Raw genomic sequence first — 17,028 nt, 5'->3', positions numbered from 1 at the left:
ACTACTCCTTACGCTTCCGTTTCCGCATCCGCAGCCCGTCCGCCTCGCCTACGGGCCCTGCCCGCGCCTGCCGCCGCGCGCCGGGTGCGCCGTTCACCAACCGAGGATACCACCGGGGCGCCGGCAACCGGCCCCGCCAGGCGGGCGCTCATGCCCTGGGGCGTCAGGTCGACTTTTCCGATGATCTCGCCCCGGCAGATCCAGACCTTAACCCCAATCGTACCGTACACGGTTCTGGCCGTCTCCTGAGCGTAGTCGATATCGGCCCGCAGCGTGTGCAAGGGCACGCGCCCCTCCAAGTACTGCTCGGAGCGCGCGATCTCGGCCCCGCCCAGGCGGCCGGACACCTTGATACGAACCCCCTCGGCGCCCATGCGCATAGCCGAGGCGACGGCCGCCTTCATGGCACGCCGGTAGGAGATACGCCCCTCGATCTGCCGGGCGATGTTCTGGGCCACCAGGCTCGCATCCAGCTCCGGTCGCTTGATCTCGTTGATGTTGAGCTGGATCTCCTTGTTGGTCAGCTTGCGCAGCTCTTCCCGAAGCTTTTCCACCTCCTGGCCCCCCCGGCCGATGACCACACCAGGCCGCGAGGTGTGGATCGTCAGGATGATCCGTTTCGGCGTGCGCTCTATGGTCACGCGCGACAGGCCGGCGTTTTTTAGGCGCGTGCGCAGGTACTTGCGCAGCGCCTCATCTTCGATGAGGGCTTCGGCGAAACGATGCTTCTCCGGATACCAGCTGGCGTCCCAGGCCCGGATGATGCCCAACCGGAGCCCAATCGGATGCGTTTTCTGCCCCATAGCTCGCCTCGGCTCACTGGGCTTGGTGTTTCGGCTTACGCGCCACCACAACGGTCAGGTGGCTGTTGCGTTTCCGTATCCGGAAAGCCCGCCCCATAGGGGCCGGACGAATGCGCTTGAGCATAGGCCCCCCGTCGACCATGATGGCCTTGATATACAACTGGCCCTCATCGAAGCGGACGTCCGGATGTCGCTGCATAAGGTTATTCACCGCATCGTGCACGGTGCGCTCGATGTCCCGCGCGGCCGCCTGCGGGCTAAGGCGGAGTAGTCGCAAGGCCTGGTCCACGTCCAGCCCCCGAACCAGATCCGCCACCAGGCGCATCTTACGCGGAGAACGGCGAATATACCGACGAATCGCGCGTGCTTCCATCGCACCCCCTCACTTCTTACGGGCCGCCTTTTCCGCCTTCGTGCCCGGATGCCCCCGGAAGGTCCGGGTCGGGGCAAACTCCCCAAGCTTGTGCCCCACCATGTTTTCCGTAATGTAAACCGGGATGAACTGCTTGCCGTTGTGCACCGCAATGGTGTGCCCCACGAACTCCGGGGTGATCGTGGAGCGGCGGGACCAGGTCTTGAGGACGCGCTTTTTGCCCGTCTGGTTCATCTCGCGGATCTTCTTGAGCAGATGCTCGTCAACAAAGGGCCCTTTCTTGAGCGATCGCGCCATAGCGGGTGCGCCTCACTTTTGGTTGCGCCGACGAAGGATGTATTTATCCGACGGATTGCGCTTCTTGCGCGTCTTAAAACCTTTGGCCAACTGCCCCCATGGAGAGCGCGGATGATGCCAGCCGCCGCCGCTTTTGGATTTGCCCTTGCCGCCCCCCTGGGGGTGATCGACGGCGTTCATGGCCACACCGCGCACATGCGGCCTGCGACCCAGCCACCGACTCCGACCCGCCTTGCCCAAGGTCACGTTCATGTGATCCGGATTGGAGACCGCGCCGATCGTGGCCATGCAGTCCAGCGGAACCAGGCGCATCTCCCCAGAGGGCAGCTTGAGCGTGGCGTAGCGCCCCTCCTTGGCCAGAAGCTGCGCGTAGGTGCCGGCGCTGCGGGCCAGCTGCCCGCCCTTTCCGGGCTTGAGCTCGACATTGTGCACAAAGCTGCCCAATGGGATGTTCCGCAGCGGCAGCGCGTTGCCTACCTCCGGGGGCGCATCGGGACCGGAGAGCACCTTCTGGCCTACCCGCAGCGCGTCCGGAGCTAGGATGTAGCGCTTTTCGCCGTCCGCATACGCTATAAGCGCAATCCGAGCCGAACGGTTGGGATCGTACTCTATGGTCTTGACCACCCCGGGTATGCCGATTTTGTCGCGCTTGAAATCGATGCGGCGATACAGGCGCTTGTGCCCGCCCCCGCGATGCCGCATCGTCACGCGCCCCAGGTTGTTGCGCCCCCCGGTCCTCTTCAGGGGTTCCAGCAGGGCCTTCTCCGGCTTATCGGTCGTAATGTCCTCAAACGCGTCGAAGGTCATAAAGCGCGTCGAGGGCGTTACGGGCTTGAGCTTGCGTATCGGCATCGTCGTCCCCTCTTAGATCGCCTCAAAAAGCTCAATCTTATCGCCTGGCCGAAGCGTCACGATGGCTTTCTTCCAGGAGGGGCGCCGACCCTCAAGCAGCCCTCGACGGGTGAACTGCCGCTTGCGCTTGCCGCGCACGACGATCGTGCGCACCTCCAGCACCCGCACACCGGGATAGAGGGCCTCGATGGCCTGACGGATCTGGATCTTATTGGCCCGGCGGTCGACTTCGAAGGCGTACTGATTGTAACGCTCCCGCAGTTCGGTATACTTCTCCGTGATCACCGGCCGCTTAATGATCTTTTTGAGCTCCTCCATGGCCCCTCCGTTTAGGCGCTTTCTTCGGCAAGACGGGCCTGCGCGCGGGTCAAGCTCTCCGAGAGGCGCCGCACGGCGCTTTCCTCGAAAAGCAGGACCTGGGCGCGCAGCACCTCGTAGGTGGTCACCTTCTGCGCCTCCAGCACCTGCACCCGCTCCAGGTTGCGGCCCGACTTGTAGACATTGGGCTGCACGCCAGGGGTGAGCAGAAGCACCCGCTGCTCCGCCAGACCCAGATTGCGCAGCACCTCAAGCAGGCGCTTCGTCTTGGGCGCCTCAAAGTCGAAGTCCTCCACGACCCGAATCGCCCCAGCTTGGGCCTTTTGGCTCAGGGCCGAAAGCCGGGCCAGGCGTTTGACTTTGCGGTTGAGCTCCTGGCGGTAATCGCGCGGAACCGGCCCAAAGACCCGGCCTCCACCCACCCAGTGCGGGGCCCGGATCGAGCCCTGCCGGGCGCGACCTGTGCCCTTCTGCCGCCAAGGCTTGCGGCCGCCTCCGCGCACCTCGCCGCGCTTTTTGGTCTTATGCGTGCCCTGACGCTGATTGGCCAGGTAAGCCTTGACGTCCAAATAGATGGCATGCTCGTGAACGGGAACCCCGAAGATCGACTCCGGCAGCTCCACGCTTCGGCCCGTCTCGGTGCCGTCTATGCGGTATACAGGCACGCGCATCGCCCTGCATCCTTACTTGCGGATTTCCACCAAACCGTTCTTGGGCCCCGGCACAGCGCCTTTGAGCAGCAAAAGGTTGTGCTCCGGCAGCACGCGCACGACCTCTAGGTTGCGGATCGTGACGCGATCCCCGCCCGTGCGACCGGCCATGCGGCGCCCCTTGGGCACCTTGGCCGGGAAGGTCGAGCCGGACAGCGAGCCCGGGGCGCGCTCCCGGTTGTGCTGACCGTGCGTGCGCGTGCCCACGCCCGCAAAGCCATGCCGCTTGACCACACCCTGAAAACCCTTGCCCTTGGAGATCCCCGTTACGCGCACCCGGTCTCCTTCTCGGAACACCTGCTCTACGCGGATCTCCTGGCCCGGCTGGAGCTCCTCGATCCGGAACCCCGCGAACTCGGCCAGCTTGCGCTTGGGCGTCGTGCCGACCTTCTGGAAATGCCCCAGCAGGGGCTTAGGGGTCCGACGGGGCCGACGCTCTCCAAAACCCAGCTGCACGGCCTCGTAGCCGTCGCGTTCGCGCGTGCGGATCTGCGTGACCACGCAAGGCCCCGCTTCGATCACCGTGCAGACTATCTGATTGCCCTGGGGATCGAAAACGGTGGTCATGCCCACCTTACGGCCGATCAACCCGCTCATGATCTTTCTCCGATTCAGCTCTGCCGCTCCAGCAGAATCGCCACCCGGTTATTCTGCTGCGTGTATTCGAGCACCAGCTGCGCCCCCGTCACGGACCAGGTGACCGTGAGCGTGTTGCGCCCATCGTTAAGCCGGATCTGATTCGGCGCCACCTGCTGCCAAGCCCCCTGGCTGTCGACCGCCCCGCCAACGCGGATCACGAACCGACCCGAGGGGACTTGGCCGGGATCGTTATCCTGCGTAAAGGTCCACGTGGCCGATTGCCCCCGATAGAGGTCCACCGGCGCGCCGTTGACCTGAGCGGCCCGATAGCGCCACGTGCCCACGAGCGCCAACGGAACGTCGCTGCCCAAGAGCGCGTCGCAGCCAGCCAGGAGCGCCATCCCCCACCCGCACAGCAGGGACCCCAGACACTTGGGGAGCCAATCCGATACGGTTCTGCCCATCCCCATCAGGTCTTGATCTCCACGTCGACGCCGGAGGGAAGCTCAAGCTTCATCAGGGCGTCGATCGTCTTCTGCCCGGCCCCCACGATGTCGATCAAGCGCCGATGATTGCGGATCTCAAACTGCTCCCGGCTCTCCTTGTCGATGTGCGGGGAGCGGTTGACCGTGATCACCGTGCGCTCCGTCGGCAGCGGGATCGGACCCCGCACGATCGCACCTGTGGCTTTGACGCTCCGGATGATTTTATCCGTGGCCTTATCCACCAGCGTATGATCGTACGACTTCAGCTTGATGCGAATCTTGTTGCCCGCCACGATCGCTGCATCCCTTCTTGGCCTTGCCAATTAAAAGGCCGGGGCCCGGCAGGCGCCCGACCCCGGCCCCTGTAGCCTGGATCACTCAAGGATCTTCGTGACCACCCCCGCGCCCACCGTGCGACCGCCTTCGCGGATGGCGAAGCGCAGCCCTTCTTCCAGGGCCACGGGTTGGATGAGCTCTATGGTCATCTGCACATTGTCCCCCGGCATGACCATCTCAACCCCTTGCGGCAACCGCACCACGCCCGTCACGTCCGTGGTTCGGAAGTAAAACTGGGGTCGATAGCCAGCAAAGAACGGGGTATGCCGACCGCCCTCTTCCTTGGAGAGCACATAGACCTGCGCCTCAAACTTGGTGTGCGGGGTGATGGAGCCGGGCTTGGCGATAACCATGCCGCGTTCGACCTCGTCCTTATCGACACCGCGCAGCAACAGCCCGACGTTATCGCCGGCGATGCCCTCCTTGAGCTCCTTGCGGAACATCTCGATGCCCGTGACCACGGTCTTTTTCTTCTCCGGACGCAGGCCCACGATCTCCACCTCTTCGCCCAGCCGGATCACGCCGCGCTCGATGCGGCCCGTGGCCACCGTGCCGCGACCCGTGATGGAGAACACATCCTCCACGGCCAGCAGGAAGGGCTTATCTACCTCGCGCTGCGGTGTGGGGATGTACGTGTCAACAGCCTGCATGAGCTCCAGGATCGTCTGCTCCCACTTCGGATCCCCGTTGAGAGCGCCCAAGGCACTACCCCGAATGACCGGCACCTCATCGCCGGGGAATTCGTATTTGTTGAGCAGCTCCCGGACCTCCAGCTCGACCAGGTCCAGAATCTCGGGGTCATCTACCATGTCGACCTTGTTCATGAAGACCACGATGTAGGGCACCCCAACCTGGCGGGCCAAGAGAATATGCTCTCGGGTCTGCGGCATGACCCCGTCGGTGGCGGCCACCACCAAAATGGCCCCGTCCATCTGCGCGGCCCCGGTGATCATGTTCTTGATGTAGTCCGCGTGCCCGGGGCAGTCGACGTGCGCGTAGTGCCGATTCTCCGTTTCGTATTCCACGTGCGAGGTGTTGATCGTAATGCCGCGCTCGCGCTCTTCGGGGGCGTTATCGATGGATTCGAAGCTGCGCTCCTCCACATTTGGATTGAGCTTGTGGAGCACCTTCGTGATCGCCGCCGTCAGGGTCGTCTTGCCATGGTCGATGTGGCCGATCGTCCCGATGTTGACGTGGGGCTTGGTGCGCTCGAATACGCCTTTGGCCATAAGCCGAACCTCCTTCTTGGGTGTCTATGCGTGAACAGCCTTGCCCTTGTATGCCGAGATGATCTCCTCGGCGATGTGCCGGGGCACCTCCTGATAGTGATGGAACTGCATCGTGTACAGGGCGCGGCCCTGGCTTAACGAGCGCAGCTGGGTCGCGTAGCCGAACATCTCAGCCAGCGGAACCAGGGCCCGGATCACCTGCGCGTCGGGCCGGGCCTGGATGCCCTCGATGCGGCCCCGACGGGCGTTGAGATCGCCCAGGATGTCCCCCATGTATTCTTCCGGAGTGATCACCTCCACAAGCATAATCGGCTCTAGCAACACCGGATCGGCCATCTGCGAGGCCTCCCGGAAACACATGCGCGCGGCGATCTCAAAGGAAAGGGCATCGGAGTCCACCTCATGGTAGGAGCCGTCCACAAGCCGCGCCCGGAGCCCTTCTACGGGGTAGCCGGCCAAGGGCCCATTCAGCATGGCCTCCCGAAGCCCCTTCTCCACGGCGGGGACGAACTCCTTGGGCACCACCCCACCCACGATGGCGTTCTCGAACACGAGCCCCTGCTGACCCGATTCCAGCGGGCTGAACTCGATCACCACGTCGGCGTATTTCCCCCGCCCACCGGTCTGCTTCTTGAAGAGCGTGCGGTGCCGCACGGGCTTCGTGATGGCCTCTCGATAGGCCACCTGGGGCTTGCCCACGTTGGCCTCGACCCGAAACTCGCGTCGAAGCCGATCGACGATGATCTCCAGGTGCAGCTCCCCCATGCCGCTGATGAGAGTCTGCCCCGTTTCGGGATCGACCTTGACGCGGAAGGTCGGATCTTCTTCGGCCAGCTTGGAAAGGGCCATGCCCAGCTTGTCGCTGTCGGCCTTCGTCTTGGGCTCGATGGCGATCTGGATGACCGGCTCCGGAAAGTCCATCGCCTCCAGCTGGATCGGGTGCGCCAGATCGCAGATCGTATCCCCCGTGCGCACCTCCTTTAGCCCCACCGCAGCGAAGATCTCCCCGGCCTGCACGGCCTGGATGTCCTCGCGATGGTTGGCGTGCATGAGCAGCAGCCGGCCGATGCGCTCCTCCTTGCCGGTTGTGCTGTTGAGCACCTTCATGCCCGGCTCAAGCCGGCCCGAATAGACCCGAATAAAGGTCAGCTTGCCCACGTACGGGTCGGTCATGATCTTGAAGGCCAGACCCGCAAAGGGAGCCTTGGGGTCCGGCGGGCGCTCCTCCTCCTGGCCCGTGACGGGGTTGCGGCCCCGAACCGGCGGCAGGTCCAGCGGGCTGGGCAAGTAGTCGATGACAGCGTCCAGCAGCCGCTGTACGCCCTTGTTCTTGAAGGCCGAACCGCAGAGGACCGGGGTGATGCGCATCTCGATGGTGGCCCGGCGGATGATCGCCTTCAGTTCGGCCTCGGAGATCTCCTGCCCCTCTAGGTACTTAAGCAAGAGCGTGTCGTCCAAATCGGCCAGGGCCTCCAGCATGAGGATCCGCCAATGCCGAGCCTCCGGCATGAGATCGGCCGGGACGTCGATCTCATCCCAGGTCTCCCCGAGCGTCTCGTCGTGCCAGACGATGCCCTTCATCGTGATCAGGTCTACGACCCCGCGGAAGAGCTCGCCCTGACCGATGGGCATCTGAACCGGAACGGGAGTGGCCTTGAGGCGGTCCTTCATCATCTGGATGACGTTGGCGAAGTTGGCCCCCACCCGGTCCATCTTATTGATGAAGGCGATGCGGGGCACGCGGTACTTGTCGGCCTGGCGCCAGACGGTCTCCGATTGCGGTTCCACCCCGCCTACGGCGCAGAAGAGCGCCACGGCCCCGTCGAGCACGCGCAGGGAGCGCTCGACCTCCACGGTGAAATCCACGTGTCCGGGCGTGTCGATAAGATTGATCCGATGCTCCGGCCGATCCTTGGCCGAGCCGCTCCAGAAGCAGGTCGTGGCCGCGGCCGTGATCGTGATGCCCCGCTCCCGCTCCTGCTCCATAAAGTCCATCGTGGCCGCGCCCTCATGGACCTCGCCCATGCGGTGCACGAGGCCCGTGTAAAAAAGAATGCGCTCGGTCGTGGTGGTCTTGCCGGCATCGATGTGCGCCATGATGCCGATGTTGCGCACCCGCTCCAGCGGAATCTGTCTCGGTTTCAGGATCCCCATTGCTTTTGCCTATCCGATTGCCCGGTTAGCTAATCCACGTCAGCGCCTCAGAACCGGAAATGCGCAAACGCCTTGTTCGCCTCCGCCATCCTGTGGGTGTCGTCACGCTTTTTGACCGCGCTGCCCTGCCCCTTGGCCGCATCCAAAAGCTCCGAGGCCAAGCGCAGCTCCATGGTCTTCTGAGCGCGCCGCTGCTTGGCGTACTCGATGATCCAGCGCATGGCCAGCGAAATCCGACGCTCCGGACGCACCTCGACGGGCACCTGATAGGTGGCACCGCCCACGCGGCGGCTGCGCACCTCAACCACCGGAGCCACGTTGTCGAGCGCCCGCCGGAAGACGTCCAGCGGGTTTTCCCCGGTGCGCTCGGCGATGATGTCAAAGGCCCCGTAAACGATACGCCGGGCCAGGTTCTTTTTTCCCTTCCGCATGACGTGGTTGATGAACTTGGCCACCAACACGTCGTTGTACCGCAGATCCGGAGCGATTGGCCTTCTTTCCGCCCGTTTTCTCCGCATGGCCCGTTTCGCCCTTTGTTATTTCTTCGGACGCTTGGCTCCGTACTTGGAGCGCCCCTGCCTGCGCCCGTCCACGCCGGCCGCGTCCAAGGTGCCCCGAATAATATGATAGCGCACCCCAGGCAGGTCCTTTACACGCCCTCCCCGGACGAGCACGATCGAGTGCTCCTGTAGGTTATGCCCCTCTCCGGGAATGTAGGCGATCACCTCGATCCCATTGGTCAGGCGCACCTTGGCCACTTTGCGCAGCGCGGAGTTGGGCTTCTTGGGCGTCGTGGTGTAGACACGCACGCATACGCCCCGCTTCTGCGGGCAGCCCTGCAAGGCCGGGGACTTGCTCTTTTCCACCTTCTGCACCCGGCCTTTGCGGATGAGTTGCTGAATCGTCGGCAAGGCGCGGCTTCCTTACGTTTGTCAGGCCCGTTTTTTTAAGAGCCGCCAAAATTACGATGGGGCCTCCCAAAAGGCAAGCGTTGGGCCCAAAATAGCGCGTTTTTCGCTATTTTGGCCGTCCGGGACGTTTCGTATTGTTATCTTGTACAAAACAAGGCTACATGTAGCATGCACGCCCAACGCCTCGCCCAGGAACTGCGCTACGAGATCGCCCGAGGAGCCTACAAGCCGGGAGAACGCCTGCCGGCAATCCGGGATCTGGCGCGCCGGCTCGGGGTAAGCCCCCGGATCGTGCACCAGGCTTATCGCGAATTGGCCCAAGAGGGCTGGATCGCGCTGCGGGTCGGACGCGGAGCCGTAGTGCTGCAACAACAGCCTACGCTATCTAAAGCCGAACGCCTAGAACGCGGGGCGGCCGTTCTGGAGCAGACCCTGCGCCAGCTCATCCCCCTGGGCCTGAGCGCCCGCGAAATCCTGCACCTGCTCGAGGAGCAGCTCACCTACGAGGCCCCTGAGGAGCCCACACCCAAAGTGCTCTACGCCGCACCCGGCCAGGAGGAGGCCCAACTGGGGGCGGAAGCGCTGCTGCTGAGCTCCGGCTCGCTGCACCCGATCCTGCCCGTGCGACTGGAGGAGCTTTCGATGCACCCGGATGCCGAGCGCGTCTTCTGCGCTCTTGCAGACCTGCATCTATTGCGCGCCCAAGGGGTGGGGCGGGCCACAGGCCTTCTAGTAGGCTTTGCGCGCCCTGTCCTGGAGGCGGTCGCCGAGCTAGGGCCGCAGGCCACGTTAGGGCTGGTGGCCCAGGAGCGCGAAACGCTGGCCCGCTACGCAGATTGGCTGCGCACCTGGACGGGCTTTAGAGGAGCTATCGTAGGGCTGTTGCGCGATCACGAAGACCCGGCACCGGTGCTGGCGCGCTGCGATCTGGTGCTGTACACGCCCGCCTGCTTGCGCCCGCTGCGGCCTTATCTAGACCGACGCCCGGCGATTTTGCTTCGGCCGCAGCTCCTGGGTTGGAGCCCGGGGGAGCTACAGGCCCTTCTGGGCGGCCTTTAAAAGAGCTTGGACAGGTCGTTGAAGACGACAAAGATCATCAGGCCCAGCAATAGGGCCATGCCGATCTGTTGTGTTACGAGCCGAACCCGCACCGAAGGCTCCCGGCGCGCGATGGCCTCGTAGAGCAAAAACACCACATGCCCGCCGTCCAGGGCCGGAATGGGCAGGATGTTGATGAAGGCCAACGTCAGGCTCAGCAGGGCCACGATGTACCAAAAGCCCGTGGCCCCGCCCTGCACGGCCGCATCGCGGGTTATGCGCGCGATCTGGATCGGCCCTCCGATGGACTCGCGCAGGGACTCTTGCCCCGTGAGGATGCGCCCAAAGCCCTGTATGATGCCCCGCAGAGAAGCCACCGTCTGCTGAGCGCCGGCCCAGATAGCACCCCCCAGGTCGTAGCGCACGGAGACCACCCCGAAGTAGCGCTCAAGCTGGGCGCTCGTGGGCCCGGCGATGCCGATGCGGCCGTCTTGCTCGCGCGGAGTTAGGACGGCCTCATAGAAGCGGCCTTGGCGCTCCCAGCGCAGCAGGATCGGCTTTCCGCGGTGCGCGGAGACAAGCTCCCGCAGCTCGGCGAAGAAGCGCACCGGCCTTCCGGCCACCTCCGTGATGCGGTCCCCGACCTGAAGCCCCGCCCGGGCCGCCGGCCCCCCGGGCTCAAGGCCCCCCACAAGCGGAGGCAGGATGTCGATGCCCAAAGGCTCTCGGCTAAGACGCGACAAAAACTGCGGCGGGGCCTCGAAGATGAGCGTATCGCGCTCGGCGCGCACAACCGTAAAGGTCACCCGGCTGCGCGTCAGCATCTCGATAAGCTGGTTATCTAGCAGCGCCCGCTCCAGGGGCCGGCCGTTTACGGCGATGAGCCTATCGCCTGTGCGCAGGCCCATCTCATGGGCGATCGAACCGGGGGCCACGTAGATGGCCCTTACGTTCTGGGCCGGGATATAGCGCTCCCCCATGTAGTATTTGAAGGCGGAGAAGATCGCCCAAGCCAACAGCACGTTGAAGCTCACCCCGGCCACGATCACGACGAAGCGCTGCCAGAGGGGCTTGGCCCGAAACTCCCACGGCTCCGGAGGGCGGCCCGCCGTGCTCGCGTCCAGGCTTTCGTCGATCATGCCCGCGATCTTGACGTAGCCCCCAAAGGGGAGGGCCGATATGCAGTAGTCCGTCTCCCCGATCTTGACCCCGAAGAGCCGAGGGGGAAAGCCGATCGAAAAGCGCTCCACGCGCATCCGAAAAAGCTTTGCGGTCAGGAAGTGCCCCAGCTCATGCACGAGCACGAGGATGAAAATGGCCAACAACAGATACAGGACGTAACTCAAGACAGCCCTCTCCTGAAGCGATTATGATTCCACGGGAACCGAAACGCCCGCCGCGCCCAAAGTCCACTGGCGAGTTTCCCGGTCGATCTCCTCAAGCGCCTGTAGGTCCGGATCCGCTTCCCACGGCAGGGCCTCCAAGGCGGCCTCCACAAGAGCGGCTATCCGGGTAAAGCCGATACGGCCCGACAAAAATAAGTTCACGGCCACCTCGTTGGCCGCGTTCAACACGGCCGGAGCGCTGCCGCCCCGCCTGAGCGCCGCGTAGGCGAGCCCGAGGGCCGGAAAACGCACCAGATCCGGGGGCTCAAAGTCCAGCTGCTGAATCTGGCTCCAGTCCAGCCGCGGATACAAAGTCGGCAACCGATCTGGATACGTGAGCGCGTACTGAATGGGCAGGCGCATATCCGGCTGGCCCAGCTGGGCCTTGACGGAGCCGTCGACAAACTGGATCATGGAGTGCACGATGGACTGCGGATGTACGAGCACTTGGATGCGCTCCGCCGGCAGACCGAAAAGCCAATACGCCTCGATCACCTCCAGGCCCTTGTTCATGAGTGTGGCCGAGTCGATCGTGATCTTAGCGCCCATGGCCCAATTCGGATGCCGCAGGGCCTGCTCTGGGGTGACGCGCTCCAGCTGCGCCGCAGAATACGTGCGAAACGGTCCGCCTGAGGCCGTAAGAATGAGCTTCTCAACGGACTCAGGCCGTTCGCCGGCTAGACACTGCAGGATGGCGCTGTGCTCGCTGTCGATGGGTATGAGCGAAGCGCCCGTGCGCTGTTGTAGGTGCTTGATCAGATGTCCGGCTACGACGAGGGACTCCTTGTTGGCCAGCGCCACCCGCTTGCCTGAGCGCAGCGCAGCTAGCGTGGGCCGCAGGCCGGCAAATCCGACCAGGGCGCTGATCACCACATCGGCAGCCGGATCCGCAGCGGCCTCCTCAGCGGCCTCCATGCCCGCGGTCACGCGGATCGGCAAACCGCGCAGGGCCTCTCGGAGCGCCTCCTGGCCGGCGGGATTGAGCAAGATTACCTGATCGGGCAAAAACCGACGCGCCTGCTCGGCCAGGCGCTCCACTTGGCTATGGGCCACTAGAGCCCGCACCCGAAACCGATCCGGAAACAAGGCGATCACCTCCAGGGCTTGCGTGCCGATGGAGCCCGTGGAGCCGAGCAAGACGAGTTCCCGCCTCATGCGCAATTCCCTGGGACTGACCCGTCAACCACCGGCAAAACCGGAGAGTTCCCGCACGCCGGGCCGGGGAGGGGCTGATGCCGGCGCATCCCCCCAGCGGCCCCGCGGCCCGAGGGCCCGGTGGTCCATCAGACCACCAAGCCCTCAAGACGACGGGGCTGGAGCGTGTGTCGCACCTCCACGATGTATTACCTAGCCCCGATGGCTACGGGGATGCCCCGCGGAATGGTCTGCAGGTGCACTCGGGGGATCTGGGCGCCAAAGGCCGCGTTGATGGCCGCAATAAAGCGGTTGGCAAGCAGCCCATGGCCCAGGTTCGACGGATGCACCCCGTCAAAGCTAAACAGCTCCCCGGGTATGGGGCGCAACAAGATACCGTCCTCCGTGATCCCGGCCCTGCCGCCGCTTGAGGAAAATTGCTGCACGATGCGCTCAAACTCCGAGAAGACGTCCACGAGCACAAAGCCGTTGGCCCGCGCCTCGCGCGCGATGGTCTGGTTGTAGGCCGCCACGAGCCCGGCGGCCGTCTGAAGCTCCGCCGCATCCAGCACAAATTGCGTCGGGATGGGCCGCTGGGGGGTGACGGCATCCCCGCGCGCCAGATCCAGGCCCGCCAGGTAGGCTTGAGCCGAAAGCAGCAGGTAATCCCCCGTGGTCATGGGCCGAACGCCCTGAGCGGTCTGGATGAAGAGGGGTAGGTTCCCTTGCGGGGTGCGCAGCCGGTAGCTTGTCCCGTCGCGCACAAGCTGGCCCGCCTGCTCCAGGCTCAGGTTCAGGTACGTCACAAAGGGGATCGCGGTCACGCTCGGGATGTTGGCCACGACGACGCTAGCGCCCGTCTGTTTGAGGGCGGCCGCGGTCTGGCGGTACAGGGCGTCGAAGGCGGCCGCGGGCACAAACGGGCGCAGCCCGCCGCTCGTGACGTAGCCCAGCACGTCGTTATTGCCGAGCCAAAACGTAAGCAGCGTGGGGCGCAGCTGGCTTACGAGCGCGTGCATCGAGCTAGCCCCGCGCAGCACGAGCGCATAATACGGGTTCTGCTGCGATCGGCTCGAGATGCCGCCGTCGGCGTTCAGGTAATCGGCCAGCACGGCGCCCGGGATACCCAGGTTGTCGTAGGGCCGGGCTAGCCCGGCGTTCTTGGGTTGGCCTTGGGAGGCGTTTACGGTGAGCGTGATGGGGTCGAAGCGGCTGACTTCGAGGCGGTTGCCCAAGCCGGGACTGGAAACAAGAGGCATCTCGAATTCCCGCACGCGCATCTGGCGCGCGAGCAGGGCCGCATACGAGTAACGCTGCGCCTCCTCATAGAGGGCTCCATGCTGCACGCCGGCCGTGAGGCTATTGCCCACGGCCACGTACTTGTCGAAGCGCGCCGAGCCCGACGGCACGGGCTCCAGTTCGGCCTCGTGAAACTCCATGCAGCCCGAGGCCAGTAGCGCCCAAAACCCCAAAAGCCGCCCATATGCGCGCATGGCTCCGCTCCTCCCTATAGCGATAGGCTAAGGCCGAAGCTCAGCAGATCGCCTCGCGCGTTGTAGATGCCCCAAAAGCCGTTTTGGGCCGCGCTATTGCGCCGCTCCCGAAAGCGCGCAAACCGGTAAGAGGTCTCTAGGCTCAGCTGCTTGCTGAGGGCGTAACTCAGCCCGCCGGCGAAGATCCATCGGTCCGCATCCGGTAGCGTCGGATCCAAGGTCTCGTCCGGAACGGGGTTTTTGTCGAAGGCCAGCCCCAGACGCAGCGTAAGCCGAGGCAGCGGGCCCTCGTACTCAAGGCCGGCGCGAACCTGGTAGCTATTCCGATACAGTCGCGCAAGCGCCCAATCCCTCAGAAGCGCGCCCTCTTTGCTAAAGTCCACCCGCAGCGTATCGAAATACGACCAGCCCCACCAGACGTAGTCGGCTAGCAGCGTAAGGCCCTTCCGGGGGCTTAGCCTCAGGCCCAAGGACCAACTGTCGGGAAAGCGCCAGCGCAGGCGCGCTCGGTTGTCCGCCGGAAAGGCCGAGCCGGGAAGGTTCTGCGTGCTTACGGGGCCGGCTAGCTCCGCCGACATGCGGCTTCGGTAGGCTAGGCCCACCCCTAGCGTGGGGCTCGGCTCATAGAGCAGCCCGGCGCTCCAGCCCCAAACAGGCCCGTCCAGATCCGCCTGGATTTGGAGCGCGCCCTCAGGCAGGAGGTCCACTACGGCGCGCTCGAGCCGGAACTGGGCCGCAAGGCCGTACATGAGCCCTGCGCCCAGGGAAAGACGCCCCACGGGAAGATCCGGCAGGCTATAGGCCGCAGCAAGCTGGGCAAACAGGGTCCGCAGCGCTCCGTCTGTGGCGATGCCGCGGCCGGGCCAATCCCGGGGCCAGCGGATCGCAAAGCCGTACGGACTATGGAGGCCGGCTCCGAAGACGATTCCCCTTCCGTAGGCGGCAAACACGGTAGGCCACGCTAAAGCCGGGCTTGTCGTCCGATATACGGCGAGCGCATACGGAAGCGGGCCCCGGAATCGACCTTGGCTAAAGAGGGCGCTTGTGCCCGCATAAAACTGCCACCCTATAAGCCGAGCCAGTCCGGCCGGGTTGTAGTAGAGCGTCGACACGTGACGGCCGTGGGCCGTGTAGGCCCCCGCAAGGCCGCCCGCTCGAGCGCTTTGTTCGTAGAGGGAGTAGCCGCCCCCGCGGACCTCGTAGGCTAGATGGAAAAGAAGCAGAAGCGCTAGCGATCGCCTGCCCACGTCGGTTTCCGACCGTTTTGGTTCCGAAGACCCCAAAAAGATTTACGCGCCCGCTCCCAACAGATGCAAGCCTTTAGGGCTTCCGCTTGATTTCCGAAAAGCGGGACGCTAAAATAACCCGTAGCCGATCCAGGAGGGCCCGGAGGGCAAGGCGCAGATGATCTGCGGCATGAGCGGACTAAAGGCGCGCCATCTCATAGGAGCTCGATCTTGCGGTGCATCCGCAAGCCCGTCTTCTTGCCCAAGAAGCCCACTGCCTTTGTCCTCGGCAGCGTGCCAAATACGGATGCGACAGAGCAGCGAGCATGCTCTCGCAGGATCGCTGCCCTTCCTGAGGGCCAACGGCGCCATTTGAGAATCGAGAAAAACAACCATGCCGCGAAGAAAAGGGGCAAAAGCGATCGACCCCGAGGAAAAGATCGTGGACTTCATGGGCATAGCTAAGAAAGTCGGCCACTTTAGAGCGGCGCGCCGTGGCGATCGATCCCCACGAATCCAGTCGAGGGCATGATCATGCAAGAAGAAATTCGAGACAAGTTTCTAGACCTTCTCCGCGAGCTGTTTGAGTTTGACTGCGCGGACTTAGACTTCGGCATCTACCGTATCATGAACTACAAGCGCGCGGTCATTGAACGCTTTATTACCGAAGACCTGCCTAAAACTATCGCCGAGGAACTCCAACGCGACGCTCTGGGGCAGCAGGGGCAGGCGCAGAAAGCGCTGGAGGAAGCACGCCAAAAGGTGCTCAATGCATTGGGCGAAGACGCACTGAATGCTGATGGCAACCTAAACGAAAAATACCGAGACACGAAAGCAGGGAGGGAGTATCTCGAAGCGTTGGCTAAAGCGCAGGGCGCACGCTCAACCGAATCGCTGGAAACCGCCGTCTACAATCACCTCTACACTTTCTTTAGCCGCTACTGGCAGGATGGCGACTTTATCTCTAAGCGCCGCTACTCTAAGAAAGAACGCTACGCCATCCCTTACAACGGCGAGGAAGTGTATCTGTACTGGGCTAACCACGACCAGTACTACATCAAGACCGGCGAATACTTCACCGACTACTCCTGGAAAGCGCCCAACGGCGTGACCGTCCACTTCAAGCTTCAGAAAGCTGATGTGGAGCAGAATAACATCAAAGGCGAAAAGCGCTTTTTCTTGCCCATGCTGGACGGTATTGCTTGGGACGGGGAAACCTGCACCCTCACTATTCCTTTTCATTTTCGTCCTCTTACCGAGGACGAAACTAAATGTTATGGAGAAAAGAAGCAGCAGGAAGCTATCATTGCACAGGCGGTAGCGGAGATTCCCAAGTATATCAAAGCTACGGAAGCACTGACTGCCCTTACAGTCGAGCGGTACAAAACAGAAAAAGGGGGATCCGTTTCATGGTTTGAACACCACCTACGTCAATACACCCGTCGTAATACTAGTGATTTTTTCATCCACAAGGACCTCAAGGGCTTTCTCTCCCGCGAACTGGACTTCTACCTCAAGAACGAGGTGCTCAACCTGGACGAGATAGAAGTTACAGGTGAACGCTTAGCCGAAGGCTGGTTTCAGCTCATGCGCCTCATCAAGCGTGTGGGACTCAAGATCATTGAATTCTTAGCGCAAATTGAAAACTTTCAGAAAATGCTCTGGGAGAAGAAGAAGTTTATCACTGAGACGTTCTACGTCATCA

19 protein-coding genes are annotated in these 17,028 nt (G+C 63.3%); 2 read left to right on the top strand and 17 right to left on the bottom strand.

The window, feature by feature from the left end; translation table 11 throughout:
- Positions 1 to 8: 8 nt before the first annotated feature.
- From rpsC to rpsL, 13 genes are all read right to left on the bottom strand, one after another.
- Positions 9 to 803: a 30S ribosomal protein S3 gene (gene rpsC, locus NZ993_01895; GenBank protein ID MCS7154550.1), complete on the bottom strand. Its 795-nt coding sequence runs from the start codon at positions 801 to 803 to the stop codon at positions 9 to 11.
- A gap of 13 nt (positions 804 to 816) precedes the next feature.
- Positions 817 to 1,176, bottom strand: a complete 360-nt coding sequence (gene rplV, locus NZ993_01890) for a 50S ribosomal protein L22 (protein MCS7154549.1) — start codon at positions 1,174 to 1,176, stop codon at positions 817 to 819.
- Positions 1,177 to 1,185: 9 nt separating this feature from the next.
- Positions 1,186 to 1,473, bottom strand: a complete 288-nt coding sequence (gene rpsS / locus NZ993_01885; GenBank protein ID MCS7154548.1) for a 30S ribosomal protein S19 — start codon at positions 1,471 to 1,473, stop codon at positions 1,186 to 1,188.
- Positions 1,474 to 1,485: 12 nt separating this feature from the next.
- Complete coding sequence (gene rplB, locus NZ993_01880) at positions 1,486 to 2,325, bottom strand: 50S ribosomal protein L2 (GenBank protein MCS7154547.1); 840 nt, start codon at positions 2,323 to 2,325, stop codon at positions 1,486 to 1,488.
- Positions 2,326 to 2,337: 12 nt separating this feature from the next.
- The gene (gene rplW, locus NZ993_01875) at positions 2,338 to 2,643 is read right to left on the bottom strand and encodes a 50S ribosomal protein L23 (GenBank protein MCS7154546.1); all 306 of its coding nucleotides are present in this window, start codon (positions 2,641 to 2,643) and stop codon (positions 2,338 to 2,340) included.
- 11 nt (positions 2,644 to 2,654) lie between these two features.
- Positions 2,655 to 3,314, bottom strand: a complete 660-nt coding sequence (rplD, locus tag NZ993_01870; protein ID MCS7154545.1) for a 50S ribosomal protein L4 — start codon at positions 3,312 to 3,314, stop codon at positions 2,655 to 2,657.
- Between the two features lie 12 nt (positions 3,315 to 3,326).
- On the bottom strand, positions 3,327 to 3,950 hold the full coding sequence (gene rplC, locus NZ993_01865) for a 50S ribosomal protein L3 (GenBank protein MCS7154544.1): 624 nt from the start codon (positions 3,948 to 3,950) through the stop codon (positions 3,327 to 3,329).
- A gap of 14 nt (positions 3,951 to 3,964) precedes the next feature.
- Positions 3,965 to 4,402, bottom strand: a complete 438-nt coding sequence (locus NZ993_01860) for a hypothetical protein (protein ID MCS7154543.1) — start codon at positions 4,400 to 4,402, stop codon at positions 3,965 to 3,967.
- Entirely contained in the window at positions 4,402 to 4,710 is a 309-nt protein-coding gene (gene rpsJ, locus NZ993_01855; protein ID MCS7154542.1) for a 30S ribosomal protein S10, read from the bottom strand. The genes NZ993_01860 and rpsJ overlap by 1 nt, the downstream gene beginning before the upstream one ends.
- An 81-nt stretch (positions 4,711 to 4,791) precedes the next feature.
- Positions 4,792 to 5,982: an elongation factor Tu gene (tuf, locus tag NZ993_01850; GenBank protein ID MCS7154541.1), complete on the bottom strand. Its 1,191-nt coding sequence runs from the start codon at positions 5,980 to 5,982 to the stop codon at positions 4,792 to 4,794.
- A gap of 24 nt (positions 5,983 to 6,006) precedes the next feature.
- On the bottom strand, positions 6,007 to 8,136 hold the full coding sequence (gene fusA, locus NZ993_01845) for an elongation factor G (protein ID MCS7154540.1): 2,130 nt from the start codon (positions 8,134 to 8,136) through the stop codon (positions 6,007 to 6,009).
- A gap of 47 nt (positions 8,137 to 8,183) precedes the next feature.
- Complete coding sequence (rpsG, locus tag NZ993_01840; GenBank protein ID MCS7154539.1) at positions 8,184 to 8,654, bottom strand: 30S ribosomal protein S7; 471 nt, start codon at positions 8,652 to 8,654, stop codon at positions 8,184 to 8,186.
- Between the two features lie 18 nt (positions 8,655 to 8,672).
- On the bottom strand, positions 8,673 to 9,047 hold the full coding sequence (gene rpsL / locus NZ993_01835; GenBank protein MCS7154538.1) for a 30S ribosomal protein S12: 375 nt from the start codon (positions 9,045 to 9,047) through the stop codon (positions 8,673 to 8,675).
- Between the two features lie 168 nt (positions 9,048 to 9,215).
- Between rpsL and NZ993_01830 the strand changes: the two genes are divergently transcribed.
- The gene (locus NZ993_01830; GenBank protein ID MCS7154537.1) at positions 9,216 to 10,106 is read left to right on the top strand and encodes a GntR family transcriptional regulator; all 891 of its coding nucleotides are present in this window, start codon (positions 9,216 to 9,218) and stop codon (positions 10,104 to 10,106) included.
- Here the strand turns inward: NZ993_01830 and rseP are convergent.
- From rseP to NZ993_01810, 4 genes are all read right to left on the bottom strand, one after another.
- A complete protein-coding gene (gene rseP / locus NZ993_01825; GenBank protein ID MCS7154536.1) occupies positions 10,103 to 11,431 on the bottom strand; it encodes an RIP metalloprotease RseP in 1,329 nt (442 codons plus the stop codon). The two genes, NZ993_01830 and rseP, sit on opposite strands and share 4 nt — an antisense overlap.
- Positions 11,432 to 11,452: 21 nt before the next feature.
- On the bottom strand, positions 11,453 to 12,625 hold the full coding sequence (locus tag NZ993_01820; protein ID MCS7154535.1) for a 1-deoxy-D-xylulose-5-phosphate reductoisomerase: 1,173 nt from the start codon (positions 12,623 to 12,625) through the stop codon (positions 11,453 to 11,455).
- A 188-nt stretch (positions 12,626 to 12,813) separates the two neighbouring features.
- Positions 12,814 to 14,097 (bottom strand): SGNH/GDSL hydrolase family protein, encoded by a 1,284-nt coding sequence (locus NZ993_01815; GenBank protein ID MCS7154534.1) that lies wholly within the window; start codon positions 14,095 to 14,097, stop codon positions 12,814 to 12,816.
- A gap of 14 nt (positions 14,098 to 14,111) precedes the next feature.
- The gene (locus NZ993_01810) at positions 14,112 to 15,344 is read right to left on the bottom strand and encodes an outer membrane protein transport protein (protein MCS7154533.1); all 1,233 of its coding nucleotides are present in this window, start codon (positions 15,342 to 15,344) and stop codon (positions 14,112 to 14,114) included.
- 507 nt (positions 15,345 to 15,851) lie between these two features.
- On the opposite strand from NZ993_01810, the gene NZ993_01805 reads away from it, so the two are divergent.
- The coding region (locus tag NZ993_01805; protein MCS7154532.1) for a site-specific DNA-methyltransferase at positions 15,852 to 17,028 on the top strand (1,177 nt) is incomplete at its 3' end.

This window comes from Bacteroidota bacterium (assembly GCA_025059945.1).
GTDB lineage: Bacteria > Bacteroidota > Rhodothermia > JANXDC01 > JANXDC01 > JANXDC01.
This window is presented reverse-complemented; position numbering and strand designations above follow the sequence as displayed.

What these genes read in the sequence shown, in the direction of transcription:
- rpsC (MCS7154550.1), bottom strand. Translation starts at nt 803, where the DNA reads ATGGGGCAGAAAACGCATCCGATTGGGCTCCGGTTGGGCATCATCCGG.
- rplV (MCS7154549.1), bottom strand. Translation starts at nt 1,176, where the DNA reads ATGGAAGCACGCGCGATTCGTCGGTATATTCGCCGTTCTCCGCGTAAG.
- rpsS (MCS7154548.1), bottom strand. Translation starts at nt 1,473, where the DNA reads ATGGCGCGATCGCTCAAGAAAGGGCCCTTTGTTGACGAGCATCTGCTC.
- rplB (MCS7154547.1), bottom strand. Translation starts at nt 2,325, where the DNA reads ATGCCGATACGCAAGCTCAAGCCCGTAACGCCCTCGACGCGCTTTATG.
- rplW (MCS7154546.1), bottom strand. Translation starts at nt 2,643, where the DNA reads ATGGAGGAGCTCAAAAAGATCATTAAGCGGCCGGTGATCACGGAGAAG.
- rplD (MCS7154545.1), bottom strand. Translation starts at nt 3,314, where the DNA reads ATGCGCGTGCCTGTATACCGCATAGACGGCACCGAGACGGGCCGAAGC.
- rplC (MCS7154544.1), bottom strand. Translation starts at nt 3,950, where the DNA reads ATGAGCGGGTTGATCGGCCGTAAGGTGGGCATGACCACCGTTTTCGAT.
- NZ993_01860 (MCS7154543.1), bottom strand. Translation starts at nt 4,402, where the DNA reads ATGGGGATGGGCAGAACCGTATCGGATTGGCTCCCCAAGTGTCTGGGG.
- tuf (MCS7154541.1), bottom strand. Translation starts at nt 5,982, where the DNA reads ATGGCCAAAGGCGTATTCGAGCGCACCAAGCCCCACGTCAACATCGGG.
- fusA (MCS7154540.1), bottom strand. Translation starts at nt 8,136, where the DNA reads ATGGGGATCCTGAAACCGAGACAGATTCCGCTGGAGCGGGTGCGCAAC.
- rpsG (MCS7154539.1), bottom strand. Translation starts at nt 8,654, where the DNA reads ATGCGGAGAAAACGGGCGGAAAGAAGGCCAATCGCTCCGGATCTGCGG.
- NZ993_01830 (MCS7154537.1), top strand. Translation starts at nt 9,216, where the DNA reads ATGCACGCCCAACGCCTCGCCCAGGAACTGCGCTACGAGATCGCCCGA.
- NZ993_01820 (MCS7154535.1), bottom strand. Translation starts at nt 12,625, where the DNA reads ATGAGGCGGGAACTCGTCTTGCTCGGCTCCACGGGCTCCATCGGCACG.
- NZ993_01815 (MCS7154534.1), bottom strand. Translation starts at nt 14,097, where the DNA reads ATGCGCGCATATGGGCGGCTTTTGGGGTTTTGGGCGCTACTGGCCTCG.